We start from the raw sequence: 25,215 nt of genomic DNA, 5'->3' as shown, positions 1-25,215 counted from the left end.
TGTCATTAATAATTAGTAAGGTAGCGTCCACTTTTATTTTTAAGGACAAATAATGAAGCGCATACCTTTTCTAACAACTTTTTTATTATTAAGCTCACTCGCTGGCTGTGATGACGATGTAAAAATAGTCGAAAAAGAAGTGGTTGTTACCAACACTGACGTTGAAATTGTTGAAGTACCTACCCCGGTTATTGTTGAAGTGGCACAAGGCACCAATACGCAACTAGGTACTCGCCCCGACTACTTAATTGACGATATGGCTGACAGCGCACTAAAAACACAATTAGAATCGTGTAAAGAAGGCCCTTTTTATCGTACTGATTTTTCAATTGGTCACCGTGGTGCCCCCATGCAATACCCAGAGCACACAAAAGAGTCTTACATAGCGGCTGCTCGTATGGGCGCCGGTATTGTCGAATGCGATGTAACCTTTACCAATGATAAAGAGCTAGTATGCCGCCATTCTCAGTGCGACTTGCACACCACCACTAACATTTTAGCTATTCCAGAACTTGCGGCTAAATGCAGTGAGCCATTTACTCCAGCAAACTCTAGCAGTGGCACGCCTGCTTCAGCTAAATGTTGTACCAGTGATATTAGCTTGGCAGAGTTTTTAACCCTTGAGGGTAAAATGGATGGCGCAAACACCAGTGCCACTAATGTTAGCGATTACATGAAAGGTACAGCAAGTTGGCGCACTGACTTATACGCCACCTCAGGTACACTCATGACCCACAAACAAAGTATTGCACTATTTAAACAGCTCGGAGTAAAAATGACCCCAGAGCTTAAATCACCTCAAGTGAGTATGCCCTTTAACGGTATGACCCAAACGCAATACGCACAAAAAATGCTAGATGAATATACGCAAATGGAGGTACCCGCTTCGCGTGTTTTTCCGCAATCATTTAATTTAGCTGACGTACAATATTGGATTAATACTAACCCTGAATTTGCAGCGCAAAGCGTTTATTTAGATGGCCGAGATAGCGATGCAGGGTTTGATCCTAACAACCCCGACACATGGCAACCTAGTATGGCTTCGCTTTTTAATGACGGTGTTAAAATTATTGCTCCACCCATTTGGATGCTATTAACCATAGATAATGAAAGTAATATCGTGCCATCACAGTACGCTATTGATGCTAAAGCCGCAGGCCTTAATATTATTGCATGGAGTCTTGAACGTTCAGGGCCGCTGAATAATGGAGGCGGATACTATTACCAGTCAATTAGTGATGTTATAGATAACGATGGTGACATGATGGCCGTGGTTGATGTACTTGCAAAAGAGGTTGGTGTAATCGGTATATTTTCTGATTGGCCAGCTACGGTTAGCTATTACGCCAGTTGCAATAAAATGCCTGCAAGTATTTAAACTTTAGGGCGTGTTTATTTGACCGCGCTCAGCTATTATATTTATTTTACTGAGCGCTTTTATGATCATTCAACACCATAACGCTGACTTACCAACGCCTACAGGGTTAATGCGAACCACTATTTACCGCCCACAAACATCGGGGCAATACCCTGCCATTATTTTTTATTCTGAAATTTTCCAGCAAACGGCACCTATTGCCCGCAGTGCAGCTATTTTAGCCAGTCATGGTTTTGTGGTACTTGTGCCAGAAGTGTTTCATGAGCTTAACCCTATCGGAACTGTGCTGACTTATGATGACGAAGGTAAAGATAAAGGTAATAACGATAAATGGTCTAAACCTTTAGAGCATCATGATAGCGACACACAAAGCCTTATCGAGTTTGTAAAACGCCAAAGTTATTGTTCAGGAAACGTGGGAGCTATGGGTGTATGTATTGGTGGGCATTTAGCTTACAGAGCCGCTTTAAACCCACTTATAAAAGCCGCGTTTTGTTTATACGCCACCGATATACACAGTAATACACTGCCCGCACAACCCGGTAATAACTCATTTGAACGCATGGCCGACATACTCGGTGAAATTCATTTTATTTGGGGTAAACAAGACCCTCATGTACCACAAGATGGCCGAGACAAAATATACCAGCAAGCTGTTCGTACTGGTATAAATTACCAATGGCAAGAAGTTAACGCGCAACATGCCTTTATGCGTGATGAAGGCGAGCGATACGATGCAGCTCTCGCCATAGTTATGTATCAACAGGCTGTTGCCTTATTTAACCGAGCGCTAGCCCTTACGCATACCTAATGCAGTATGCTGTTTTACAAAGTACGCTTTTAAATAATCAATAAACAAGCGTAACTTTTTAGATCCCGTCGCCCCCGGCGGGAAAACTCCATACAACTCAATGTCTTTGCTTTTGTAGTCGTCCATTATAATTTGCAGTAAACCCGCTTGTACTTTTGGCCATGCATCGTATAGCGGTATACGCCCTATGCCAAGTCCTGCCTCTACAAATGCAGTCCGTGCAGCGGCGTTATTAGTACTGAGCGATCCTTGCATGGTAATGTCGACTTTTTTACCGTCTTTTTGCAAGGTCAAGGTTTTGCTCCCTAGCTGATAAACCACCCACTGGTGCTGTGCTAATTCATCGGGCGTAGTAGGCTTGCCATAATGCGAAAAATAATCAGGCGCGCCACAAATACAGGTACTCATTGTGGTTAACTTCGTTGCCTGTAGGTTTGAATCGCGCAGCGCAACTCCTCTAATTGCAAAATCAAACCCGTGTTTAATAATATCCACCACGTCATCGGTTAACTGTAAATCTATATCAATTTTGGGGTATTGGCGCTTAAAGGTATTAATTGCAGGCACTATTAATTGCATCCCCACATTAACTGGACAACTAATTTTTAATAATCCTTGGGGTTCACTTTTTATATTTTCTATTTGTTGATTGGCAGCATTAGCCTGCTCGGTAATAACTCGGCAACGCTCATAGTAAGCTATACCGGCTTCAGTAAGCGCCATAGTTCGTGTTGAACGATTAAGCAAGGTTACTTCAAGTTGCGTTTCTAGCTTTTTTAAATGATAACTGGCTACTGCCCGCGTTAACCCTAGTTGCTTTGCCGCTGCCGTTAAACTGCCCTGCTCAACTATTTGTGCAAATACCACCATACTTTTTAATTGTTCAAACGAGACTTTCATGGACGCTCCAGTGCGGTTTTAACTTCAACCCTTCAATTGTATCAATTATTAAATCAATAAAGTTAAATTTATCATCGTTGTTTAAGGTTGGGTTAGTGCATATAGTAATTGCTAAGCAAAGATTACAATTTTAAATCATCAGAAGGAAAAAATAATGGCTAAGAAAATACTAATGGTACTTACTTCACACGCTGATTTAGGCAATACCGGTGAAAAAACAGGTTTTTGGGTAGAAGAATTCGCCGCCCCTTATTATGCATTTGTAGATGCTGGCGCAGAAATCACTCTAGCTTCACCAAACGGTGGTCAACCACCAATCGACCCAACCAGTACACTAGCCGACTTCCAGACTGATGCAACCAAGCGATACGACAACGACAGTGCAGCGCAAGCATTAATGGCAAACACAAAAGTACTAAGTGAACTGAATGCTTCAGATTTTGATGCGGTATTTTATCCAGGCGGCCATGGCCCATTATGGGATTTAGTAGATAACACAGATTCAATCTCGCTCATCGAAGATTTTGTAAAATTACAAAAGCCAGTGGCAGCAGTGTGTCATGCGAGCGCCGCATTTTTAAATACAAAAGATGCTGATGGCAATGCATTGGTTGCGGGTAAAAAAGTTACCGGCTTTAGTAACACTGAAGAAGCCGCTGTTCAATTAACAGATGTAGTGCCATTTTTAGTCGAAGACGAGCTGATTAAAAAAGGTGGTGACTATCAAAAAACCGACGACTGGGGCGTTCTTGCGCTTGAAGACGGTTTAGTGATCACCGGTCAAAACCCTGCAAGCTCTGAGCTAGCAGCTAAAAAATTACTTACCAAGCTTGGTTAATTACAATTAATCAGTATAAAAAGCACAGTTTAATCGCTGTGCTTTTTAATTTGCTTTTCATTACTCACCACTATTCCTATACTGGCCACTCTTACTATAAATAAGGGCACCGTATGCAAAATAAACCATCCACCTTGTCGTTACTTAGCAGCACCCGTTTTGCCATTATAAGCATTGTGACTATTTGTTTTGTGTTGCAACTAATTAACAGCCTGCCAGGCATTAGTTTAAATGGTTTAGGTATTTACCCACGCAGCATTCAAGGGCTGATTGGTATTCTTTGCGCTCCCTTTTTACACGGTAGCTGGTGGCATTTTGCTAGTAATATGCTGCCCTTCATTGTTTTAAGCTGGTTAATTTGCCAATACAGCGTAAAGCGTTTTTATAGTGTATTTATATTCACCGCATTAGTCGGTGGATTACTGGTATGGATGTTTGCTCGTGGCAATATTCATGTCGGCTTAAGTGGCGTTATTTATGGGTTATGGGGATTTATTTTATGCTATGGCATTGTAAGACGTTCTTTTAAATCTATTTTTATAGCCGTGGTGGTGGCCTTTTTATACAGTGGCTTTATTTGGGGCGTGTTTCCACAGCGGTTGCATATCTCGTTTGAAAGCCATCTGTTTGGCGCACTTAGTGGATTCTTTTTAGGGTATAAATTAGCAAAAGCAGATAAATTAAAAGCAACAACGGGCAAAGCAAATACGCACGTTTAAACTATTAGAGGCTATTTATGAGTGATAACAACGACTACACCCCAGCAAAAGTATGGACATGGGACAATGAAAGTGGCGGTAAATTTGCAAACATTAACCGCCCAATTGCAGGTGCAACTCACGATAAAACACTGCCTATTGGCAAACATTCATTTCAGCTTTACTCATTAGCGACCCCCAACGGGCAAAAAGTCAGTATTATGTTTGAAGAGCTATTAGAGCTTGGTATTACTGAGGCTGAGTACGATGCTTATTTAATTAATATTGGTGAAGGCGACCAGTTTGGCTCTGATTTTGTTGATATAAACCCAAACTCAAAAATACCTGCGTTGATGGATCACTCTACAACACCAGCAACCCCTGTATTCGAATCAGGCGCTATTTTACAATACCTTGGCGAAAAGTTTGATGCGCTTATTCCTAATAATTTTCAAGCTAAAACACAATGTCGTAATTGGCTGTTTTGGCAAATGGGATCGGCGCCTTATTTAGGTGGCGGCTTTGGTCACTTTTACAGCTATGCGCCAACCAAAATGCAATACCCGATTGACCGTTTCACCATGGAAACTAAGCGTCAGCTAGATGTACTAAACCGCCATTTAAGTGACAACGAATACATGGCAGGCAGCGAATATTCAATTGCCGACATTGCCATATGGCCATGGTATGGCTCACTGGTATTAGGCGACTTATATGATGCCGCTGAATTTTTAGATGTTGCATCTTATACCCATGTGGTTCGTTGGGCTAAGCAAATAGCAGCGCGCCCAGGTGTAAAACGAGGCCGTCGCGTTAACCGTACTTGGGGAGCAGAAGATGAACAACTCGCAGAGCGCCACAGTGCTCGTGATTTTGAATAAGGCTCCAGTTTAGTAAAAATAAAAAATCAGCGCTTAGCTGATTTTTTGTGTTTATTAGGGGCTCCTTCATTCTTAGCAGGTAACATGACTTTTTAACCCTAAAAGTAGAAAAGTTAAGCATACCATCTTAATATATCTAAATATTTACACTGATAGCGTAGTTATTAATTGTGAAAAAACTAACAAAAGAGCAAATTTATAAACGTTTAAACAATGAAGAAGACGCCCGAGCTTGCAAAGCCATCGACGACAATGCCTGTCAGGAAGTACCCGGTAATTTTATTATTTTACTCATTAGCCAGCTGTTTAGTAAGTTTGCTGATGCGCTACTCAACCCCAAAATAACGCTGCCATGGTTAATGCAAAGCTTAAATGTACCAGCGAGTTTTATTACTTGGTTAGTACCAATCAGAGAATCGGGTTCATTACTGCCCCAACTTGCTATTGCTAACGTTATTCGCAAACTCCCCGTTCGTAAATGGGTATGGGTAATAGGTGCAGTGATGCAAGCAGGATGCATTTTAGCCATGGTTGCGGTGGCGTTTACCCTCAAAGGCGCACAAGCAGGCTACGCCATTATTGGCTTATTAATTTTATTTAGCCTTGCTAGAGGGTTTAACTCTGTCGCTGCAAAAGATGTGCTGGGCAAAGTTATTCCTAAACAGCAACGCGGTAATATTAGCGGGCTTGCTGCAAGTATTGCCGGTTTTGCTACCTTAACGTTTGGTCTCATGATGTGGTTTTTTTCACAGCAAAAAGATCAAGATATTGTGATCATCGCTTTACTACTGGGTGCCTTGATGTGGCTGATTGCCGCGTTTTTTTACGCACAAATTAATGAATATAGTGGCGCTACCGAAGGGGCAAATAATGGTCTATTGCATGCGTTTTCAAAGTTAAAAATTTTGTACCAAGATAAGCAATTTGCGCATTTTGTTATTACACGTGCCCTACTGCTTTGTTCAGCATTGAGCGCTCCATTTTATATTATTTTAGCCAGTAAACAGTCGTTTGAATTTTCTTTACTTGCCACCTTTATTGCCGTTTCCGGCTTTGCAAGCTTAGTCTCAGCGCCGATTTGGGGACGCTTAAGCGACTTATCTAGCCAGCGAGTGCTAGTACTCAGTGCCACTTTGGTTACCATTAATGGGCTGGCTGTATTTGTTATTGCAACTTGGTATAACGAGTTGCTACTAAATTGGTGGGCTATGCCTATTTTGTACTTTTTACTCTCAGTTGCGCACCAAGGAGTACGCTTAGGGCGAAAAACGTACCTCGTCGATATGGCAGAGGGTAACAAACGCACCGATTATGTGTCGGTTAGTAATACCGTTATTGGGGTTTTATTACTGATGTTGGGCAGCATAGGCTTATTAGAATCGTTTTTATCAACCGCAGAGCTTATTTTGCTTTACAGCGGATTAGGGTTTTTGGGTGCAATGAGTGCACTGTTTTTACCAAAAACAGAGTAAATAGCGTGCTGTTTAACCTAATGTAATTAAAGCGCTCACCTTTAAAGTTGTGGGCGTTTTAATACAAACTTATCTTTGGTGGTGCTAAAGTAATCGCCGCCCATTTTACCTACTGCATCTAAACGTGTCGGATCTATGTAGCCATTTACCAACGTGGCGTCATCTATAAAAATTCCCACTACATCTAAGAGCATCATTTTGCCACCGCTTGGTTCATCTGAAATAGTGATCACTTCTCGAAGCTTACATTCATAGCGTACTTTTGAAGCTGCAACACTCGGCGGATTAACTAACTGGCTTGTGACTCTCTCTATGCTGGCCTCATCAAACTCACTGACATTATTAGGGTAATTAGCGCAGCTTTGGTTCATTTGCTCTACTAAGGCATGACTAACAATATTAACCACACATTCTTTGGTGGCTAGTAAATTTGTCAGTGTATCTTTATTGGCTTTATCGCTGGGGTTAACTTGAGTAACACTTAACACTGCAGGCTGACAACTTGCTACGGTAAAAAAAGAGTAAGGTGCAATATTGCTTACCCCCTCACTACTTAGCGTGCTTATCCATGCAATCGGTCGTGGACTAATACCGCCAACTAAGTAGCTATAAACAGAGCGGTTGCTGTTTTGCATTAAATCTAAAAACATTATTTCTCACTTTTAAGTTAAAAACTAAACCCTAGTACTAGGCAATACGTACTTATAGATTGGATCTTCATTAATACTACACCGTTAGCAAATAGTTTAATTTCATGCGCCAAAAAATAAACATTGTCTGGTTTAAACGCGATTTACGCTTAAGCGATCATCAACCGCTTAAACATGCGTTTAGCAATGGGCTTCCAACATTATTGCTGTACAACTTTGAGCCGCTGTTACTCGAAGATGCTCATTATAACGAGCGACATTGGCGCTTTGTGTATCAGTCGCTATGTGATTTAAACCAACAACTTGATCGCTTTAATAGCTGCGTGTACATATTTAAACAAAATATGCAGTCGTTGCTTGAAGAGCTACACACCCAGTTTGAAATAATTAATCTCTTTAGTCACCAAGAAATCGGCTTAAATAATACATTTGAACGCGATAAAGCGATTAAAGCATGGTGCCAACATAATCAGATTAACTGGTTAGAGTCACCAACGGGGGCTGTCATTCGGGGTAAAAAAAATCGCAATAATTGGAATGAATGCTGGCAACAAACAATGCAAGCGCCAATTGCCATCCCAGATTGGAAACACATTAAAACAGTGACACTCACACACTACCAATCGCCAGAATTACCAGACAGTTACACAGCTGACGATGACAACTTTCAATATGGAGGGCCGCGACTTGCCCGCGATGTTATGCACAGTTTTTTTGCCGAGCGCGGTAAAGGCTATCAAAAAGGGATCTCTAGCCCGAGCTTGAGCCGCACGCATTGCTCTAGGCTTTCGCCCTATTTAGCCTGGGGCAATATTAGTCTTAGGCAGGTGTATCAAATGGCGATAGACGCATACCATTCAACCCATCCCGATAAAAAAGGCTGGAAGCGTCCGCTTGCTGCGTTTGTATCTCGCCTGCATTGGCATTGCCATTTTATGCAAAAGTTTGAAAGCGAATGCAGCATGGAATTTAAAGCCTTAAATCCGGGTTACCATGCATTTCCGTATCGTGATGACGCTAAGGTTACTAGCGATATTGAACGCTGGGCACAGGGGCAAACCGGTATTCCTATTATTGATGCCTGCATGCGCTGTTTAAAAGCCACCGGTTATATTAACTTTAGAATGCGCGCTATGCTGGTGAGCTTTGTAACCCATCATTTAAACATCAGCTGGCAACAGGCAAGTTTTCCGCTGGCTAATTACTTTTTAGACTTTGAGCCAGGTATTCATTATCCGCAAATACAAATGCAGGCATCGGTTACTGGCATTAATACTATTCGCCATTACAACCCCATTAAACAATCTGAAGATCAAGACCCAACCGGCGCATTTATAAAAAAATGGTGCCCCGAACTTGAAAAGCTCCCCATTGAATATTTACATCAACCCTGGCAACAAACGCCAATGGAAGCGTTATTTAACGACTTTAAACTTGGTGAAGATTACCCAGAGCCGATGCTTGATTTAACTCGAGCATCTAAAGAGGCACGCGAGCGATTGTGGCAATACCGAGAGCGTAGCGATGTTAAACGTGCTATTCATGCCATACTAAAAAAACATGTAGCCATCACTCCCTCGGTACGTAAATCCAAAAAGCAGTCAGACAAATAACTATGGCACATAAAAAACTAACCCTACCTGAAAAAATATGCCCTGTGTGTAATAAACCGTTTGCGTGGCGTAAAAAATGGCAACGAGACTGGGATAACGTTATTTATTGTTCTGAGCGATGTAAACGTAGCAAATAGAGATTGGCGTTTATCTTGCAGCCTCCATGTTACTACGTACATTTTTAAGCAATTATCGGATTATTTTACATACAACTGATATCAATGCTGAAAAACTTACATTAAACAAGGAGAACATGATGACAATTAAAAAAACGGCAAGCTCAAATTGGTCTGGCGATATTAAAAGTGGTAAAGGTACTATATCAACTCAAAGTGGTGCACTCGATAACCAGCCGTATGGGTTTAATACTCGCTTTGAAGATAAGCCCGGTTCTAACCCAGAGGAGCTAGTTGGTGCAGCCCACAGTGCTTGCTTTAGTATGGCGTTATCATTGGCATTAGGAGAAGCAGGCTTTACTGCTGACGATATAAGCACCAAAGCGACAGTAAGCTTAGATGAAGTAGACGATGGCTTTGCGGTGAGTGAAATTGAATTGGTAGTTAATGCAAAAATTACTGATATTTCCAATGAGCAATTTCAAGCCCTGTGTGAAGACACCAAAAAAGGCTGCCCGATTTCAAAACTACTCAATACCAGCATAAAGCTAACGGCAACACTTAACTAATTTTGTAAACCAATTATACTTTTTGCGTAGCAGTAAGATTATGTTTTAGCATAACCTTACTGCTAATTTTTCATGAATTAAATAAAAACTTTATTATGAGTTATATTAATGTTTACTAATATAATTATGTAAAATCTCAATACTTTGTTAGGATTATAAAAAACTTAACCATCTTTTAGTGTTGGTTAAATACAAAGGTGGATGCATGAACGAAAAATCACAAAGTTGCGAAAAAGTATCTTGTAGCAACTGCGCTGATTCTAGCGAACTAGACTTTGACTTTACCATGGCGTTTCAGCCTATTATAAATTGCCAGAGCAACACTATTTATGGCTATGAAGCATTGGTTCGTGGTTTAAACAACGAGTCGGCTTTCTCTATTATTTCCCAAGTAAACGACGACAACCGCTACACCTTTGACCAATTATGTAGAATTAAAGCTATTGCACTTGCCTCTAAGCTAGGCATAAACACCATGCTAAGCATTAACTTTTTACCCAACGCTATTTATAAGCCTGAGCGCTGTATTCGCACTACCCTAGAAGCGGCTAAAAAGTACAACTTCCCTACAACTAATATTATGTTTGAATTTACTGAAGTTGAAAAAATAGAAGACAGCAGCCACGTTGAGCGGGTTGTAAGCTACTACCAAGAATTAGGCTTTAAAACAGCTACCGATGATTTTGGCTCAGGCTATTCTGGATTAAACTTACTAGCTGACTTTCAAACAGATATTATTAAACTCGATATGGCACTTATACGCGATATCGACAAAGACACAAAACGCCAAACTATTGTGCGTAACTGCTTAAATATGTTCAAAGAGCTAAACGTAATGGCACTGGCTGAGGGCATTGAAACAGTTGAAGAATATCACTGGCTAAAAAGTGTCGGCATTGAATTAATGCAAGGCTACTTGTTTGCCAAACCAGGCTTTGAGTGCTTACCAGACGTTAATTTTCAATAACATTTAGTTGTTATAAAAAAACCGCCATCAAGGCGGTTTTTTAGTTTTTGCTATTGGTTAATTACATATTACCCAGCTCTATCATCATTGCGGTGTACATACGTAAATTAAGTGCTAGTTGCTCAAGCGTAATAAATTCATGCTCTGAGTGACCTGTATAGCGTTTACCCGGCATTGATGGGCCAAACGATACGGCATTATCAAATAATTTAGCGTTAGTACCACCTCCAATAGAGACAAAATCTGCGCCTTGATCACCAGTAAAATGTTTAAAAATATCAAGTAACTTTTGTGCATGAGGTGCGTCATCAAGCAGCATAGGTGTGCCAATGGTGGTTTTAACATTAGCTAATGTTACTTTATTATCAGCTTGCCATTGGGTAAGCGCACTATTAATTTGCTGATCTAGTAAGTCAGCCTCTTTACCCATAGGACGACGAGCATTAACCGCTAACGTTAGGTTATTACCGTCTCGTTCAATAACTGTGGGCGCTACCGTCATTGGCCCCATAAAGTCATGCTTATACGCAATATCACCAAATTGTTTACCGTGAATATCTAGGCCAATTAACTGGTTTACAAACTTAATGAGCTGACCGTCGCTGTTGTTTTCAAGCTCAACGGCTTTAAATAGTTCAGCCAAATAAGCAATGGCGTTAACACCTGACTCTGGCTCAGATGAATGTGCCGACATGCCTTTAACACTAATTAAAGTTCCATCTGTTTGATCATCAAAGGTAAACTCTACTCTCTTAAGTGCCTTAGCTGTTTGTTTTAATTGAGCTACTAATTCAGTACTCGCATTATGCAAAGTTAAGCTGGCATCTTCAGGGATTTGGCTAGCAAAGGCACCACCCGTTACATTGCTTACATACACATCGGTTTGTGGTGATGTTGCATCAAATGTTGGCGCAATTAAGCTCCAGCCTTTTTCAGCAACCACCACGGGATATGAGGCGTCAATTGTGACTGCATACTTTGGTTGCTCATAGGTTTTCATAAATTCGGTTAAAGGCCCCCAATCAGATTCCTCGGCCAAATAAACCATCAGCTCAATGCGGTTATCAAGGGTTATGCCTTTATCTTTTATGGCTTTCATCGCATATAAAGCGGTAGCTATAGCGCCTTTATCGTCTTCGGTACCTCGGCCAACTAATTTACCCGCCTCTGAGGTATCAATAATAAATGGGCTTTGTTTCCATTTACTGGCGTTTGCAGGTTGTACATCGCCGTGAGTCACTATGGTTACTTTTTCTTTTTGCTCACCCATGCCTATGAGTACGGTATAGCCTAAATCTTGGTAGTCAAAGCCCAGTTCAGCGGCTTTCATTTTTAATAATGCTTTAAAGCCTATAAAGTCGGGGTTTTGTGGTGCGCTGATCTCACTTTTATTAACCGTAGGAAACGATACTAAATTAGTAAGCGTATGCACCTGTGCATTTTGATAGTTATTAACTGCGTAATCGGCCACGCTTTCACTGTGTTTATTTAATTGTGCATGAGCGCTAAATGCACATAAGGCAATACTTGCTAAAGCTAGCTTGTTCAAAACAGATTCCATTTAATTAACAACAAAGAGCATTAATTATAACCTCCTTGTAAAGTGACAAACAGCGCTTTGCGGCAGACCCACAAGCAAAGCTTATAATTTATCTAACAGCTTTGAACAAGATGCCTGTATAATGCGCAGCTCAAAATTATGGGGTTAATCATGAATCGCAGAAAAAAAATCGTTACTAAGTTTCAAAAGAAAGATAAGCGCGCTAATGCCAAGCTGCATAAAAGCAACAAACCGACTTATGTTTCAAAAGCAGAGCGCGCAAAGCTTGCTGAGCAAGATGCCGAACAAGCAATTGAGCACGGTGCTACCGAGGTAGTGCAAACAAGCGCTTAATCGTTATTGCGATAGGGTGAGAGGCTTAAATTGAGTGTTAAAAAGCTTAAAGTGAGCCAAATAACGAACCGCCACATAGCAAACTACCCCACTTGCCACAATCAATTCAAACGTTGCTAAATACTGTATTTGCTTAACAAACTGCAAATCAATTCCCACTGTATGCATCCATGCGGCGAGTTTAAATAACGCGGTAGCACCAATAACCATAGGGAAAGTAAAGGCAGCGTAACCTGGGCAAAATGGACGGCGCAGTAATTTAAAAAATGCGACGTAAATTATAAAGGTCATCAGTACCGCAATTCCAAATAACAAGCCAATAATAACCGGTGACGGCTCGCTGATAACTGTAAAGTAACCAGCTAACGATAAACTTGCTGGCGCCGCTAAAATAGCCAATGTAGGTTGTGCAGCATCAGGAATGTGCGCAGCAAAAATGATCCGGTAAATCATCATAGGCAACATAACTGCATACATCAGCATGCCAAAATAAAGCGCCCCTTGTGCTAAAAATAGCAGAGCCGGATTCCCTGAAAACGCGACATCGGCAACAATGATCCCAACCGGCGGTACAAACCAGCTTGGCACCATATGCTCAATTTTAAATTCAATCACGCGATGAGCAATAAAGCTTATTAAAAACACCAAATGCAATAAAAATGCACCAACCCAAAGCACATCTCCCGCAAGGGAGTAAAACTGCCCTAAAGAATTAGACACCACTAAAGTAGCCATAGCAAAAGTAGGCACCACACTTCCCACAACCGGATGGGCTAAATCGGCTTTAAGCAGCTGAGGATGTAATAAAAACTTAAGTGTTAACAATAGCAATAATACGCTCGCAATAGCGGCACCGGTATATTGTGCTACGCCATTTAGGTTAGCCATACTCTCCCAAGCCCAACCTAGGCTGGCAATACCTAATGCCAAACCGCCCATTGGTGTTGGTGCACCAGATACTTTTGTTTTTATATGTTTAAACATCTCTATTCCACCCTGTGGTTGTAACTTACAGAGAAGTTTACGCTTGCATTTTGTTAAGTTAAATCTAATTATATAGAACACACGTTCAGGCAAACTAAACATAGCATAATGAATATTTCACTTAAGCAACTTAAAGTATTTGTCGGCATAACCCAGCACAGCACCCTTACAGCAGCGTCTGAATCATTGTTTCTATCTAAAGCGGCGGTGAGTATGGCGCTTAGCGAACTTGAAAAGCAGTTAGGCCATCCATTATTTGATCGTGTAAATAATCGGTTATTATTAAATCAAGAAGGGCAAAAACTACTGCCCCTTGCTGATGAACTATTAAATCGGGCAAACACTATCGACACCTTGTTTTTAGACAACGCCCCTGCCAGCGGAACTTTAAAAATTGGTGCCAGCGACACGATTGGTAATCATGTATTACCTGCTTTACTAAGCAAATTTAGAGCACAGCGACAGCATTATTCACAACAAATACTGATTTCCAATTCGACGCTTATTTGTCAAAAACTTATAGATTACGAGCTCGATATAGCACTTATTGAGGGCCAAGCCCATCAAAGCGATTTAGTCTCTAATGTGTTTAGCCATGACGCCATGTGTATTATTGCCCCAATAAACCACCCATTGGCTGCAAAAAAGCAACTTAGCTTTAACGACTTTAATCGTAGCCAATGGGTATTAAGAGAACCTGGTTCAGGCTCGCGTTCCTTCTTTTTACATAGCCTTGCGCCACAAATTAAAAATTGGACGCAAAGCGTAGAGCTCAATACCACAGAAGCGCTTATAAACTGTGTAGCAAATGGCTTAGGGTTAGGATGTTTATCATCACTTGCTGCGCAATATGCCCTAAAAGATGGCCGTGTTACACAGCTTAATTTAAACCACCCCATGCAAAGGCAGTTTTGGTTAGTAATGCATAAAGACAAGTACAAAAACCCGCTGTTAAAGCAGTTTATAGATTTTTGTCACAAGCAGTAATGTATGTATTTAAAGTATAAATAAGTAACGATTTAATAGGCTTGTTGTTTTAATTAGTTAAATTCGCTTTAATGGAAAAGTAATTCAGAGGACAGCTTAAAGCTACAAACAAGTACTAATTTACGTCAGCAAGGTAGTTAACTGAAATGCTACTGGTACGTAAAAATTACAGCCAAAATCACATTACAATGATTGTAATGCAAACATAGGTTATCAAGACGATGAAAAAAATGGTTTTAGTCCTAACTTTACTCATGACAGGCTGTAATGAGAATAATTCTGAAACAAAATGGCAAGGTAGATGTTTTCCTAATAAGTACCTTTCAGAAGCAAGTTTTATTAACTCAAATAAGGGTGACAACGCACTTGATAAGGAATTATCAAAGGCTCCTATTTTGTTCTTTCCAGCTAATTATGTTGTTCAACATATAAAGAAGTTTCAGCCCGTTGACTATCAAAATGATGAAAGCCCATTGAATAACTTTATATCGGTTAACCTGCTGCCTCATCGAAAGCTTGAGCGTAATGTTAATGCTAGTTTTTTTAATACATTCTCTGATGCTAAAGATCTGTATATTCCTGTTGAACATGAAAAATATAGTTTCACTTTATATACTAAATCGGAAAATACTTTTTTGTATTGGGGTAGCTGCGGATATAGCGCGGTAGATAATTATAGCTGCTTTAGAGATATAGAGTTCGAAAATATCAACATTAGCTATTTAGTTAATCAAGATAATATTTCAATCCATAAAAAGATTGATGACTTTATTATTGAGCATTTAAATAATTGGCAATGTGAATAATAGTTTAAATATCATACAAACCAGCTTCAAACAGCTTGATTATTCAATATACGCTCTTAGAAAAATGGCAATAAACCGTCAGACTCGATTAACCTAAAATCGAATCTGACGGCTTATACTAACTTACTCTATCATCTTAAAACGCGTAACTCATGGCTAAATTTATAGAGCGCCCCTGCCCTGCTAATTGATTAAAGCCCTGCGACATGTCTTGTTTAAACTCAGCAATACTTACGCCACCAAGTGGTAATTGATAATACTCATCAAGCAGATTGGTAATATCAACACTCACGGTAAGTGCATCCCAACTGGCTTTTGAGCTTAAATTAAGTAAATGATACTGCTCAGTTTGGTTTTCTAGGCGGTTACTATCTACGCGAGTTTTACTATCGACCCACTGCCACGTGAGTGCGTTTTCAAAACGGCCAACTTGCTGGTTAATGGCAAATTGGGTTTGCAGCGGCTTAATTTGATAAAGCGGCTGATTAGTATCATCGCGCTTACCACGGGTGTTGCTAATATTCGCTTTTAATGACCAGTTACCATACTGCTTAGACTCATGCAGTGCTAAAACCGCATCTAGCTTTACACCATAAAGCCTGGCATCTACGTTATTAAACATAAGTACATTACGGGTATTGGCAGCAAACGCTGTGCGGTTAAAGCTTCTTACTATGTTGGCATCAATATAATCATTTACATCGCTCACCCACGCGTTAGCACTTATACGCCAGCTGTCATCTTTTGCCATGCGGGTGTACGTGCTGCTTAGCGTGTGTGCGGTTTCTGGTTTAAGGTTTATATTACCAATATAGCCGTTGCCATCGCCGTACCATCCAATCATGGTGGTGGCCATATTACCTACGCCCCAGCTGTAGCGTTCGTATAAATTAGGCGCACGATTTTTACGGGCTAAGCCAATTTGTAGTTCGTCGTTATTGCTTAGTTGATAATTAATCAGCACGTTTGCATCAACTAAATTATCTGTTTGTTTTTTACTTTGGTTATTAAACTTTTTAGCGGCCATTGCATCACTTGGCATCGCCATGGCCATTGCATTCATTGCAGCCATGCCTGCATTATATGCTTGCACATCATCAGTGTTGGTCATTACATTTTCAAATCGAATGCCTGCATTTAACCACCAGCGAGTATTTAGTTGGCTTTCATATTCTCCAAGCAAAGCAATACGCTGACGCCGGCCATTATTAATATTGTTATAGTCATTTGGTCCCATCATCATTGAGCCTTCAACTGCAGGCCACCAGTCATCTAATTTCATGTGGTGATACTCTTGCGCGAGTAGTAACTGGCTGTTGTTATCAAGCGCTAGTCGCCATTTTAACTGGGTGCTTATATCCTCAGCATCAGTTTTCATGGGCATTTTTCCGGTTTTTTCTGCGCTAAAAAACCCCATTTCATGCTTTACGTTATGCCAATTTAACTGCGCTTCAAGCTCACTGCTTGTAAAAGCACGCTGATACTGGGCAACAGCGCCATAGCTGGTGTTATCTGTCATATCCATATATTGATTAGCAAAGCCTTGATAGGGTATTTTTTGATGACTTAGCTTAACCACTAATTGTTGCTTATCATCGCGCATGGCAGCACTTAAACTATGGTTTTGCGCGCGGTATAGGGTATCGAGCACTAAATCGCCGTTACCATCTTCATAACTGTTAGCATCGCTGAACGCACCTTGATAATTAAAACTAAGTACATTGCTGGCAATGCGCATACCTGCGCCGACCTTTTTGGCGTTATCAAGGGTGTTGTACTGGGCTGACACATAACCTGAATGCCATGCAAGTTCGCTGTTTTCACTGTACTGAGGTGAAATAGAATTAACAGCAATCACACCTGCAATATTATCGCCTCCCGCGCTTACTGGAGAAACACCTGCAACCACTTTGTAGCTACTAATTTGATTGGCTGAAATATAAGACAGTGGCGGGTTCATTTGGTTAGCACAGGCGGCGGTGATTTGCGCCCCATCAACCAGTACCGCCACTCGATCGCCCATTAAACCATTTAAAACAGGTAAATTGGCCATGCCACCAGCAGCAGAAAAGTCCACTCCTAAATCGGTTAATAGCGATTCAGATGAGCCTAATGATAGGTGTTTATTTTGTGCTTGGCCGTGCACTTCAATCACTTCAATTGAGGTGTCATCTGCAAAAGCAACTGGCGATAATACGCTACTTATAACAAGCGCTAAAGGGGATAATAAATAAGAGGTTAAAGAATTTTTTTTATCAGTCATTATTGATTTACCACAAAATTTTTGTGGGTAAATTATACTTGCTGTAGCAATCTAAAAAGCGCGACATATTGTCGCACTTTGTTAATTTTTAACCCTGTTCGTCGTCAAAAATATCTTCTATTTTTAACTCAAACAACCTTGCTGCCTTAAAGGCCAGTGGCAAGCTGGGATCAAACTTACCTTTTTCAATCGCATTAATAGTTTGGCGAGAAACATCTAGCAGCTCGGCCAACCTTGCTTGGGTGTAGTTATGCTCGGCTCTTAATACTTTTAATCGATTTTTCATTCATCACCTGCGCAATAGTGTTTATTAAGCACATACACGCTAATTAAATACACTGCCCCCATTAAAAACATTAAATCGGATATTTGTGCTTTAAAATCAATTAAGCCACTCAATTGCAAATTAGTGTACGCAAGCCCACCTACCAATATTGCACCTAGGGTAAACCCCATGGCACTGAGATGTATTTTTTGCATCAGCTCATCCATCCCCTGTAAGTAACGTTTGTTAGCCAAAATCATTACAATGCCGGCTATTACATTTACAACTATAAAAAAGCCGCTAATTATCTCGGCGCGATCCCAAATTAATGTCGGGCCAAAGCTACATAACGCTAAGGTGAGTAACCAAATCAAGGTACATTTAACCAAGTAGCTAGTATTTTTAATTTGGCGTTGTTTTAAATTTAATTCTGTTTTCATTACTAAAAACTAATTAAGCTATACTTTAAATTCAATTTTATCGCCGCTGTTTTTACATAAATTATAGAGTCTCAGACCATTATTTATTAAGAACGAAAAAAAGCCGCTATGCGGCTCTTTTTAAGGTTAATTTATATGATCATTAAACGTCAATCGACGCCATATCAATAACAAAACGGTAGCGCACATCTGAGCGTTCCATGCGCTCATAAGCGGTGTTAATTTCATCTATATTGATCATTTCACACTCAGGTAATACATTGTGCTCACCACAAAAATCGAGCATTTGCTGTGTTTCTGCAATGCCACCAATTAAGGATCCTGCCACTCGACGACGACCCATTAACAATGGCACTGTGTTTAGCTCATCAACAGGGCCTACTTGGCCAACAATCACTAACGTGCCGTCAATATCAAGTAGCGGTGTATACAGTGATAGGTCGTGCTTTACCGGTATAGTATCAATGATCACATCAAACGCTGATTGCGCATCTTTCATTTCATCATCGTTGTTCGACACTAAATAGTGCTGTGCACCTAGCTCAATAGCATCTTCTTTTTTAGATTCAGTGCGGCCAATAACCGTAACCGTTGCACCCATTGCCACGGCATTTTTAACCGCCATATGGCCAAGCCCTCCAAGGCCGACAACTGCAACACGGCTGCCTTTTTTAACACCCCATTTATGCAGCGGTGAGTAAGTAGTAATGCCAGCACACAATAAAGGCGCAACGCGAGATAGCTCTAAATTTTTAGGTACTGAAAGCACAAATTCTTCACGCACCACTACATGCTTAGAGTAGCCACCTTGAGTCATTTCACCATTTATTCTGTCTTTGCCACTGTAAGTGCCAACCATGCCTTCACGACAAAATTGCTCTTCGTGATTATGACATTGGTCGCAGCTTTGACACGAGTCAACCATACAGCCTACAGCAACGGTATCGCCTTGCTGATATTTAGTAACATCGCTACCAACCGAAATTACTTTACCAACAATTTCGTGCCCTGGTACTAATGGGTAGTTACTGCCACCCCAATCGTTTCGCACTGCATGTAAGTCTGAATGACAGACACCACAATATAAAATCTCTATTGCTACATCGTTATTTCGTAAATCGCGGCGCTCAAAAGAAAACTCTGTAAGTTCAGAACCTTGGCTTTTTGCTGCATATCCGACTGTTTTCATAATAACTCCATAGTTTATTAAAATTTATAACTCACACAGTATGCATTATCAGCTCTGAACATGAACTGACGTAGCAACTGCAAAAAACCCAGCATAATGCTGGGCTATTTTTATCAATTACTGCACCACAACGGCGTTTAACTCGTCAATCAAGGTTTTAATACGCTGGGCATTTTTGCCTAAATCGCTTTTACCAATGCGAGATTTACTGCGTATGTCTAACACACGCTTACTGCCTTTGTCGTTAATACGCACGACAACATCATCTTTAAAGCCAAACCAGGTTGTGGTGTCTGTTGCTTCAACAATGCCATTATTAACATCGCTATTAACCAGTTCCCAACCAAGGTTTTCCATGGCTTTTGTTGTAGCTGCCACTAATTCTAGTTGCGTTTGGTTGTACTCGAGCGATTTTAGTTCTGGGTATGCTTTTCGTTGTTGCGCTGCCGTTTCTTCTCCCGCGTATGCAACAGGATTAGGTGCATCAGCACGCAAAGGCACAACCGCAACAAACTCAGGAGGGTTAATTAAATCGGTAGAAATATCATGAATTGGCGGAACACTTTTTGCTGTATTCATCATGTTAAGCGGCATTGCAATAGCAACTGCTGCAAAAATAACAGTGATCACTGAACTGGCTAAGCTCACTGTTTTACGCATAAATAGCACTTGAACTAATAATAAGGCTAATGCTGCTCCACCGACATAAACACCTAATCTAAAACCGGCAAAAGCAGTGCCTAGTTCAACGATATTAAATTTATAAAGGGGTCCCGGTAGTACCACCATTAAAAAAGCGATAAGCCCAACTAAGGTCACTAAATGTTTCATTGCCTACTCCGTTATTGTTATATGGTTATTGTTTTTTAAACAGCTTTATACTGTTAACACTCCAATTTAGATTACTATGACCGATAAGTATCTATAAAGTCATAATTTATTGCCCTTTTAAAGTAGATAACTTGACTCCTTGGTAAAAATCAACAAACTACGGGGGTAAAATTATCAGGGTATTATTATTTATGAAAACAGAGATTAGTTACCGGTTTGAGTCATCACAAGTAGCCAACCGCTTTTTACACGAATTAAAAGATTGGCCAGTCAATGACGTAAAAACACGTCTTTTTAATGGCGGCGACAGCGTTAAAGTAAGCTACGAATATGATGAAAGCGGATTTGATTATACCGTTGCCGAACTTGATGATTTAGCCGAGCAACACGGCGGACAAGAAGTGTCGAGTTAAGATACTTATACCTACGCTCAATAGCCACAACACACATTGTAGCCATGCCTATATTGTAAACTTTAAGCTTACAAAGTTATGTAGTAATAGCTATTACACAACGTATTAAAGACCCCTTACCCACTTCACTTTCAACCTCTATAGTGCCATTGTGCTCTTTGAGTATGTTATAAACCATAGCCATTCCCATACCAGTGCCTTGGCCTACGGGTTTAGTGGTAAAGAAAGGATCGAACATTTGTTTAAGTGTATCAGCGTCCATTCCACAGCCGTTATCTGCCACCTCTATGTAAATATTGTTTTTATCGGCAAACAGCTTAACTATTATTTTCCCTTGCTGATCGCGCAAGTCGTCGCAGGCGTGTTTGGCATTAATTAATAAGTTTACAAAAACTTGTTTCATAGATGATATATTACACTGTGTTAGAGGTAACTTTTCAATGTGTAACTCTATAGCACACGTTCCCAGCTGGTTTTCGAGTAGCTTTAGCGTGCCATTTAATGATTCTGTAATATCTGCCATTGCAGTTACGTTGTCTTTTAGGCTTGCAAAGTCGACAAGGTTACTAACAATATGAGCGATACGCTCTAAACCCTCTTGGGTATCATTAACTAAGTCATCAATATCATCCACAATAAAGCTTAAATCGTTCTCTTGATTGAGCTGAACTAAAATAGACTCTAACTGCGATACTGAAATCGATTTATTTACAAATTGTTGAGCCGCCGTCATTAGCGAAACCAACACGGGCTTTATAAATTTTATACTTTCTACATTACTGGTTATGTAAGCAAGCGGGTTATTTATTTCGTGGGCCATGCCAGCAGAGAGTGTCCCTAGCGTAGCCATTTTTTCACTTTGCATTAAGGTTATTTGTTGGTTTTTGACCGTTTCGAGCTTTTCTTCCAGCTCTTGATTAACAATAAACAATGCCCGTGTTTTGTCTTCTAGTAGGGTTTCTAATTGATCTCTAGCTGATTTTTCGCGCAAATACGCTTTTTTATAATTGTAGTCGTCTTCAGCCATGGGGAGTCTCATATTTTATTTCAATTAAACACGAATCAAACCCATCATGCATACACTGAGCATGGTTAAGTTTAACATCAACTCCATAATGAGACGCAGCACCAAAAATAAGCCCTTCGGCGCACATACAAAGCTGCCGCTTAGAGTTGTAACGCATTAAAATAAGCCCGTCTTCAATAATTTGGGCGTCAATTTCAGGTAAATTAGGCTCATGATAAAGCTTAGCGACTTCAACATGAATTACTTTATCAATACCAATAATGAGATCAGCAAAGCAATTAAAGTTAGCAACAATGCTTGGATGACGTGCCTTTAAGTGAGAAAATAAATACTCTCCAAAGGCCTTTAATACCTCTGGCATAGACATAGAAAGTGCAGTTGCTACATCTTGTGCTAAACCAACTATTTCTTCATCTGGATAACTTTCTGCAGAAATATAAACACGACCCTCCGGTGCATTTTTTTCAAGTAAGTCGTCCCATGCTGCCATGCCACATTTTTCAATAACCAGTGCCTCAAGCCCTCTAAAGATAACGCCTTTCATGCATGTTCCCTCTATTATCACTTTTAGATTGTTAGCTGCATCTTCAATTAGTTACAAACGCTCGCTACCTTACGGCTCATATGTACACTAGGGTAATAAGTCTTACCCAGTAAAATATCAGCATTAAAGTAATAATAGTTTAGTGCTTGTAAAACGCCCAAAAATGTTCGTTATTTGTATGGTCAACGTTTAACATTAAGCGACATTAAGGAAGCGTGATCACATTCTGCTTTTTACTCTATTGGTGGCAACGCTATTGGCAGGGTCGTCTGGCCAAAAGTGCTTGGGGTAGCGCCCTTTCATCTCTTTTTGTACCTCGCGGTAACTACTATCCCAAAAATGTGCTAAGTCTTGGGTTAACTGTAGTGAACGCTTGCCTGGAGACAACAACTCCATTAGCAATGCTAATTTACCGTTAGCTAACATAGGTGTACTGGTTAAACCATATACTTCTTGCATGCGCACACTGAGCTTGGCGGGGCCATCAAGTTGGTATTCAATTTTTATGTTAGAGCCACTTGGTACTGTTAGTCGCAGTGGGAGTAAAGATTTTAGCTCGCTTTGCTGTTGCCAATTAAAACTGTTTTGTAGTGCCTCAAAATAATTAAACTTTTTAAGTTGCTCAAGGGTTTTAATATCTTCAAGGTATACCCCTAACCAATCACCTGCTGTTTCAATGAGCTGCTGCTGATTAATAATAGGAAACTGTTCTGGCATCAATTTGCTGGCTAGGCACATTCTAATAAGTAGTTGCTCACTTTCTTTTTGCTCGTTAAACAGTGAAAAGCCCTGTTTGGCAAACAAACTAAGCCATGCCTTGGCCCGCTCTGTTTTATCAAGCTTATGTTTACTTGGTTGGCTACTAAGGGTAATTTCCCCAAGTTTTACTTCATCTTGATGAATAAACCGAGCGGCTTTTTCATCAAACTCGCAGCGAGTCAACTCAGTGAATAAATGCGGTAAATACTCTTTAAGTGCTAATGGATTTAGCGCCGTGGCTGCAAAAACTCGCCCGCCTTTATGCCCGCCCATACTGGCAATAGCTATATATTCGTCTTTATGCCAATAATCAGGGTTTAGTTCAGCCCCTGCACCATTTGCTAATAAGTAGCCATTGCCGCGTTTTTTAGCAATCCGATCTGGATAGGCAAGCGACACTAATAAGCTTAAATGTTCAGTGTTTAAATCTGTACGACTGTCGGTAAATTTTAAGCGTTTTAACCAATAATTTAATTGCTGCTTAAACACCGGATGTGGTCGTTGTTGTTGACTATGCAGTGCTAGGTTGAGCTCATTGGCAGTGCTAACTCGGCTTTCTAGTAAGGCCACTAAATAAATAGCTAAGCGATAAATCCCACTTAACTGTGGTTCTAACATTTGCGCTTTTAATAACATATGCGCTAAGCGAATATCGGCACCAAAGCCCAACATTTTACTACCCAGCGTGGTGAGCTTACCGTTACTATCTATGGCTTCAAGCATAGATAATAAATTAGTAGCTTGGCTGCATTGTTGCTCACTCGGCGGGTCAAGTAAGGTGAGTTCACTAATACTTGCGCCCCACTGCTTCGCCTCAAGCATCAGTTGGCTAATATCTGAGGTAAGAATATCAGGGTTATCGTGGCTGTTTCGTCTTTCAAAAGTTTGTTTGGAACCTAACCGATACACAACCCCTGGTTCTATTCGTCCTGCACGCCCTGCGCGTTGTACTGCCGATGAACGCGATATACTTTGCGTAGTGAGCTCAGTGACACCGGTTTTTAAATTAAAGCTGGCTGCACGGCGCTTGCCGCTATCAACAACAATTCTAATACCTTCAATGGTTAAACTTGTTTCGGCAACATTGGTCGTTAATACTACTTTTCTCATCCCTTGAGGCGCTGGTGCAATTGCTGCTTGTTGATTGGCTTTATCTTGTTCGCCAAATAATGTGGCAACAATACAATTACTGGGCAAGTCGATCAACGCTTGCTGCACTCGCAGTATTTCACGCTGGCCAGGTAAAAATACCAGCGCACTGCCTGTTTGCTCATTGAGTGCTTGTTTTATTATTGGTGGAATAGCATCAAGCCAGCGGCTTTCATCTTTTATTGGGCAATATATTTCGTCAATGGGGTAACTTCGCCCGTTTGATTGAATTACTGGGCAATTAAAAAACCCAGTGTAGCGTTCGCTATCAAGGGTGGCCGACATCAACATAATGGTTAAATCTTCACGCAGTGCCGCTTGCGATTCTAAAGCAAAAGCCAGTGCGGTATCTGCTGCGATGGAACGCTCATGAAACTCATCAAAAATAAGTAAATCAACATCACTAAGCTCAGGATCATTTTGTAACATGCGCGTAAGCATGCCTTCGGTAACTATTTCAAGGCGAGTTTGTGTGCTGACTTTACTTTCACCTCGCACCCGTAAACCGACACTTTGCCCTAGCGTTTCGTTTTGGCAGTGCGCTAAATAGTTAGCAATATTTCTTGCTGCCAAGCGCCGCGGCTCTAACATGACGATGTGCTTATAATGCCCATCGCGCATAAGCTGTAATGGCAACCATGTTGATTTACCAGCACCAGGCGGCGCTTGCAGTAAGGTGATTGGGTTGGCTTTTAAAGCATCAATGAGTGAAGTATATATTTCTTGAACCGGCAGCACGCTATTTACCCTAAATTACTTTGCCGCCATTGT

General features: G+C 40.6%; 26 protein-coding genes. 14 read left to right on the top strand and 12 right to left on the bottom strand.

The features are described 5' to 3' along the window. Window positions 1-52 precede the first annotated feature (52 nt). Window positions 53-1,378 carry a glycerophosphodiester phosphodiesterase family protein gene (locus tag FHG08_RS08425; RefSeq protein WP_178955490.1) on the top strand — a complete coding sequence of 442 codons (1,326 nt, stop codon included), beginning with the start codon at window positions 53-55 and terminating at the stop codon, window positions 1,376-1,378. Between the two features lie 61 nt (window positions 1,379-1,439). After that, window positions 1,440-2,189: a dienelactone hydrolase family protein gene (locus FHG08_RS08420; RefSeq protein ID WP_178955488.1), complete on the top strand. Its 750-nt coding sequence runs from the start codon at window positions 1,440-1,442 to the stop codon at window positions 2,187-2,189. On the opposite strand, the gene FHG08_RS08415 is transcribed toward FHG08_RS08420, so the two are convergent. After that, window positions 2,169-3,089 carry a LysR family transcriptional regulator gene (locus FHG08_RS08415; protein WP_178955486.1) on the bottom strand — a complete coding sequence of 307 codons (921 nt, stop codon included), beginning with the start codon at window positions 3,087-3,089 and terminating at the stop codon, window positions 2,169-2,171. The genes FHG08_RS08420 and FHG08_RS08415 overlap by 21 nt on opposite strands. Before the next feature lie 154 nt (window positions 3,090-3,243). On the opposite strand from FHG08_RS08415, the gene FHG08_RS08410 reads away from it, so the two are divergent. The 4 genes from FHG08_RS08410 to FHG08_RS08395 all read left to right on the top strand — a co-directional run bounded on the left by FHG08_RS08410 (window position 3,244) and on the right by FHG08_RS08395 (window position 6,978). Beyond that, window positions 3,244-3,927: a type 1 glutamine amidotransferase domain-containing protein gene (locus FHG08_RS08410; protein ID WP_008108786.1), complete on the top strand. Its 684-nt coding sequence runs from the start codon at window positions 3,244-3,246 to the stop codon at window positions 3,925-3,927. Between the two features lie 113 nt (window positions 3,928-4,040). Next, window positions 4,041-4,646 (top strand): rhomboid family intramembrane serine protease, encoded by a 606-nt coding sequence (locus tag FHG08_RS08405; protein WP_178955484.1) that lies wholly within the window; start codon window positions 4,041-4,043, stop codon window positions 4,644-4,646. A gap of 17 nt (window positions 4,647-4,663) precedes the next feature. Next, a complete protein-coding gene (gene yghU, locus FHG08_RS08400) occupies window positions 4,664-5,506 on the top strand; it encodes a glutathione-dependent disulfide-bond oxidoreductase (protein ID WP_178955472.1) in 843 nt (280 codons plus the stop codon). Window positions 5,507-5,676: 170 nt separating this feature from the next. Next, on the top strand, window positions 5,677-6,978 hold the full coding sequence (locus FHG08_RS08395; RefSeq protein WP_178955470.1) for an MFS transporter: 1,302 nt from the start codon (window positions 5,677-5,679) through the stop codon (window positions 6,976-6,978). Window positions 6,979-7,019: 41 nt separating this feature from the next. Here the strand turns inward: FHG08_RS08395 and FHG08_RS08390 are convergent, their stop codons facing one another. Beyond that, a complete protein-coding gene (locus FHG08_RS08390) occupies window positions 7,020-7,628 on the bottom strand; it encodes a flavin reductase family protein (RefSeq protein WP_178955468.1) in 609 nt (202 codons plus the stop codon). 104 nt (window positions 7,629-7,732) lie between these two features. On the opposite strand from FHG08_RS08390, the gene FHG08_RS08385 reads away from it, so the two are divergent. The 4 genes from FHG08_RS08385 to FHG08_RS08370 all read left to right on the top strand — a co-directional run bounded on the left by FHG08_RS08385 (window position 7,733) and on the right by FHG08_RS08370 (window position 10,893). Beyond that, window positions 7,733-9,241: a cryptochrome/deoxyribodipyrimidine photo-lyase family protein gene (locus FHG08_RS08385; protein ID WP_178955466.1), complete on the top strand. Its 1,509-nt coding sequence runs from the start codon at window positions 7,733-7,735 to the stop codon at window positions 9,239-9,241. Between the two features lie 2 nt (window positions 9,242-9,243). Further along, on the top strand, window positions 9,244-9,378 hold the full coding sequence (locus tag FHG08_RS08380) for a DUF2256 domain-containing protein (protein ID WP_076921450.1): 135 nt from the start codon (window positions 9,244-9,246) through the stop codon (window positions 9,376-9,378). Between the two features lie 119 nt (window positions 9,379-9,497). After that, entirely contained in the window at window positions 9,498-9,926 is a 429-nt protein-coding gene (locus FHG08_RS08375) for an OsmC family protein (protein ID WP_024601924.1), read from the top strand. A gap of 205 nt (window positions 9,927-10,131) precedes the next feature. Further along, window positions 10,132-10,893 (top strand): EAL domain-containing protein, encoded by a 762-nt coding sequence (locus FHG08_RS08370; protein ID WP_178955464.1) that lies wholly within the window; start codon window positions 10,132-10,134, stop codon window positions 10,891-10,893. A gap of 61 nt (window positions 10,894-10,954) precedes the next feature. Here the strand turns inward: FHG08_RS08370 and FHG08_RS08365 are convergent, their stop codons facing one another. Further along, entirely contained in the window at window positions 10,955-12,442 is a 1,488-nt protein-coding gene (locus FHG08_RS08365; RefSeq protein ID WP_178955462.1) for a dipeptidase, read from the bottom strand. A gap of 162 nt (window positions 12,443-12,604) precedes the next feature. Between FHG08_RS08365 and FHG08_RS08360 the strand changes: the two genes are divergently transcribed. Then, complete coding sequence (locus FHG08_RS08360) at window positions 12,605-12,787, top strand: DUF2986 domain-containing protein (protein ID WP_178955460.1); 183 nt, start codon at window positions 12,605-12,607, stop codon at window positions 12,785-12,787. A 3-nt stretch (window positions 12,788-12,790) separates the two neighbouring features. Here FHG08_RS08360 and FHG08_RS08355 read toward each other — a convergent pair whose 3' ends face one another. Beyond that, window positions 12,791-13,771, bottom strand: a complete 981-nt coding sequence (locus FHG08_RS08355) for a TDT family transporter (protein WP_138607608.1) — start codon at window positions 13,769-13,771, stop codon at window positions 12,791-12,793. A 108-nt stretch (window positions 13,772-13,879) separates the two neighbouring features. Between FHG08_RS08355 and FHG08_RS08350 the strand changes: the two genes are divergently transcribed. Both FHG08_RS08350 and FHG08_RS08345 read left to right on the top strand, forming a co-directional pair. Continuing rightward, on the top strand, window positions 13,880-14,758 hold the full coding sequence (locus FHG08_RS08350) for a LysR family transcriptional regulator (RefSeq protein WP_178955458.1): 879 nt from the start codon (window positions 13,880-13,882) through the stop codon (window positions 14,756-14,758). Window positions 14,759-14,979: 221 nt separating this feature from the next. Then, a complete protein-coding gene (locus FHG08_RS08345; RefSeq protein ID WP_178955456.1) occupies window positions 14,980-15,564 on the top strand; it encodes a hypothetical protein in 585 nt (194 codons plus the stop codon). Between the two features lie 136 nt (window positions 15,565-15,700). Here FHG08_RS08345 and FHG08_RS08340 read toward each other — a convergent pair whose 3' ends face one another. The 5 genes from FHG08_RS08340 to FHG08_RS08320 form a co-directional block, all read right to left on the bottom strand. Further along, window positions 15,701-17,827, bottom strand: a complete 2,127-nt coding sequence (locus FHG08_RS08340) for a TonB-dependent siderophore receptor (protein WP_178955454.1) — start codon at window positions 17,825-17,827, stop codon at window positions 15,701-15,703. A gap of 88 nt (window positions 17,828-17,915) precedes the next feature. Further along, window positions 17,916-18,113, bottom strand: coding sequence for a helix-turn-helix transcriptional regulator (locus FHG08_RS08335; protein WP_008108814.1), 198 nt, complete (start codon window positions 18,111-18,113; stop codon window positions 17,916-17,918). Beyond that, a complete protein-coding gene (locus tag FHG08_RS08330; protein WP_178955452.1) occupies window positions 18,110-18,532 on the bottom strand; it encodes a hypothetical protein in 423 nt (140 codons plus the stop codon). Before FHG08_RS08330 ends, FHG08_RS08335 begins: the two co-directional genes overlap by 4 nt. A 142-nt stretch (window positions 18,533-18,674) precedes the next feature. Continuing rightward, window positions 18,675-19,721, bottom strand: a complete 1,047-nt coding sequence (locus FHG08_RS08325) for an NAD(P)-dependent alcohol dehydrogenase (RefSeq protein ID WP_178955450.1) — start codon at window positions 19,719-19,721, stop codon at window positions 18,675-18,677. 117 nt (window positions 19,722-19,838) lie between these two features. Then, window positions 19,839-20,552 (bottom strand): DUF1499 domain-containing protein, encoded by a 714-nt coding sequence (locus FHG08_RS08320; protein ID WP_178955448.1) that lies wholly within the window; start codon window positions 20,550-20,552, stop codon window positions 19,839-19,841. Window positions 20,553-20,743: 191 nt separating this feature from the next. Between FHG08_RS08320 and FHG08_RS08315 the strand changes: the two genes are divergently transcribed. Next, entirely contained in the window at window positions 20,744-20,965 is a 222-nt protein-coding gene (locus FHG08_RS08315) for a hypothetical protein (protein WP_008108632.1), read from the top strand. Between the two features lie 76 nt (window positions 20,966-21,041). Here FHG08_RS08315 and FHG08_RS08310 read toward each other — a convergent pair whose 3' ends face one another. The 3 genes from FHG08_RS08310 to hrpB all read right to left on the bottom strand — a co-directional run bounded on the left by FHG08_RS08310 (window position 21,042) and on the right by hrpB (window position 25,182). Further along, the gene (locus FHG08_RS08310; RefSeq protein WP_178955446.1) at window positions 21,042-21,992 is read right to left on the bottom strand and encodes a sensor histidine kinase; all 951 of its coding nucleotides are present in this window, start codon (window positions 21,990-21,992) and stop codon (window positions 21,042-21,044) included. Next, window positions 21,985-22,536, bottom strand: coding sequence for a heme NO-binding domain-containing protein (locus FHG08_RS08305; RefSeq protein ID WP_178955444.1), 552 nt, complete (start codon window positions 22,534-22,536; stop codon window positions 21,985-21,987). Before FHG08_RS08305 ends, FHG08_RS08310 begins: the two co-directional genes overlap by 8 nt. Before the next feature lie 219 nt (window positions 22,537-22,755). After that, entirely contained in the window at window positions 22,756-25,182 is a 2,427-nt protein-coding gene (hrpB, locus tag FHG08_RS08300; RefSeq protein WP_178955442.1) for an ATP-dependent helicase HrpB, read from the bottom strand. Window positions 25,183-25,215 lie beyond the last annotated feature (33 nt).

Origin of the sequence: Pseudoalteromonas sp. Scap03 (genome assembly GCF_013393115.1) — a bacterium.
GTDB lineage: Bacteria > Pseudomonadota > Gammaproteobacteria > Enterobacterales > Alteromonadaceae > Pseudoalteromonas.
The sequence above is the reverse complement of the archived record's forward strand: the minus strand, read 5'-3'. Positions and strand labels throughout refer to the sequence as shown.

Bases quoted from the DNA above. Each gene is read 5' to 3' on its own strand.
- FHG08_RS08305 (WP_178955444.1), bottom strand. From the start codon at position 22,536: ATGAAAGGCGTTATCTTTAGAGGGCTTGAGGCACTGGTTATTGAAAAA.
- FHG08_RS08425 (WP_178955490.1), top strand. From the start codon at position 53: ATGAAGCGCATACCTTTTCTAACAACTTTTTTATTATTAAGCTCACTC.
- FHG08_RS08405 (WP_178955484.1), top strand. From the start codon at position 4,041: ATGCAAAATAAACCATCCACCTTGTCGTTACTTAGCAGCACCCGTTTT.
- FHG08_RS08350 (WP_178955458.1), top strand. From the start codon at position 13,880: ATGAATATTTCACTTAAGCAACTTAAAGTATTTGTCGGCATAACCCAG.
- FHG08_RS08375 (WP_024601924.1), top strand. From the start codon at position 9,498: ATGACAATTAAAAAAACGGCAAGCTCAAATTGGTCTGGCGATATTAAA.
- yghU (WP_178955472.1), top strand. From the start codon at position 4,664: ATGAGTGATAACAACGACTACACCCCAGCAAAAGTATGGACATGGGAC.
- FHG08_RS08390 (WP_178955468.1), bottom strand. From the start codon at position 7,628: ATGTTTTTAGATTTAATGCAAAACAGCAACCGCTCTGTTTATAGCTAC.
- FHG08_RS08325 (WP_178955450.1), bottom strand. From the start codon at position 19,721: ATGAAAACAGTCGGATATGCAGCAAAAAGCCAAGGTTCTGAACTTACA.
- FHG08_RS08355 (WP_138607608.1), bottom strand. From the start codon at position 13,771: ATGTTTAAACATATAAAAACAAAAGTATCTGGTGCACCAACACCAATG.
- FHG08_RS08415 (WP_178955486.1), bottom strand. From the start codon at position 3,089: ATGAAAGTCTCGTTTGAACAATTAAAAAGTATGGTGGTATTTGCACAA.
- FHG08_RS08330 (WP_178955452.1), bottom strand. From the start codon at position 18,532: ATGAAAACAGAATTAAATTTAAAACAACGCCAAATTAAAAATACTAGC.
- FHG08_RS08360 (WP_178955460.1), top strand. From the start codon at position 12,605: ATGAATCGCAGAAAAAAAATCGTTACTAAGTTTCAAAAGAAAGATAAG.
- FHG08_RS08410 (WP_008108786.1), top strand. From the start codon at position 3,244: ATGGCTAAGAAAATACTAATGGTACTTACTTCACACGCTGATTTAGGC.
- FHG08_RS08335 (WP_008108814.1), bottom strand. From the start codon at position 18,113: ATGAAAAATCGATTAAAAGTATTAAGAGCCGAGCATAACTACACCCAA.
- FHG08_RS08315 (WP_008108632.1), top strand. From the start codon at position 20,744: ATGAAAACAGAGATTAGTTACCGGTTTGAGTCATCACAAGTAGCCAAC.
- FHG08_RS08320 (WP_178955448.1), bottom strand. From the start codon at position 20,552: ATGAAACATTTAGTGACCTTAGTTGGGCTTATCGCTTTTTTAATGGTG.
- FHG08_RS08340 (WP_178955454.1), bottom strand. From the start codon at position 17,827: ATGACTGATAAAAAAAATTCTTTAACCTCTTATTTATTATCCCCTTTA.
- FHG08_RS08380 (WP_076921450.1), top strand. From the start codon at position 9,244: ATGGCACATAAAAAACTAACCCTACCTGAAAAAATATGCCCTGTGTGT.
- FHG08_RS08420 (WP_178955488.1), top strand. From the start codon at position 1,440: ATGATCATTCAACACCATAACGCTGACTTACCAACGCCTACAGGGTTA.
- FHG08_RS08385 (WP_178955466.1), top strand. From the start codon at position 7,733: ATGCGCCAAAAAATAAACATTGTCTGGTTTAAACGCGATTTACGCTTA.
- FHG08_RS08345 (WP_178955456.1), top strand. From the start codon at position 14,980: ATGAAAAAAATGGTTTTAGTCCTAACTTTACTCATGACAGGCTGTAAT.
- FHG08_RS08310 (WP_178955446.1), bottom strand. From the start codon at position 21,992: ATGGCTGAAGACGACTACAATTATAAAAAAGCGTATTTGCGCGAAAAA.
- FHG08_RS08370 (WP_178955464.1), top strand. From the start codon at position 10,132: ATGAACGAAAAATCACAAAGTTGCGAAAAAGTATCTTGTAGCAACTGC.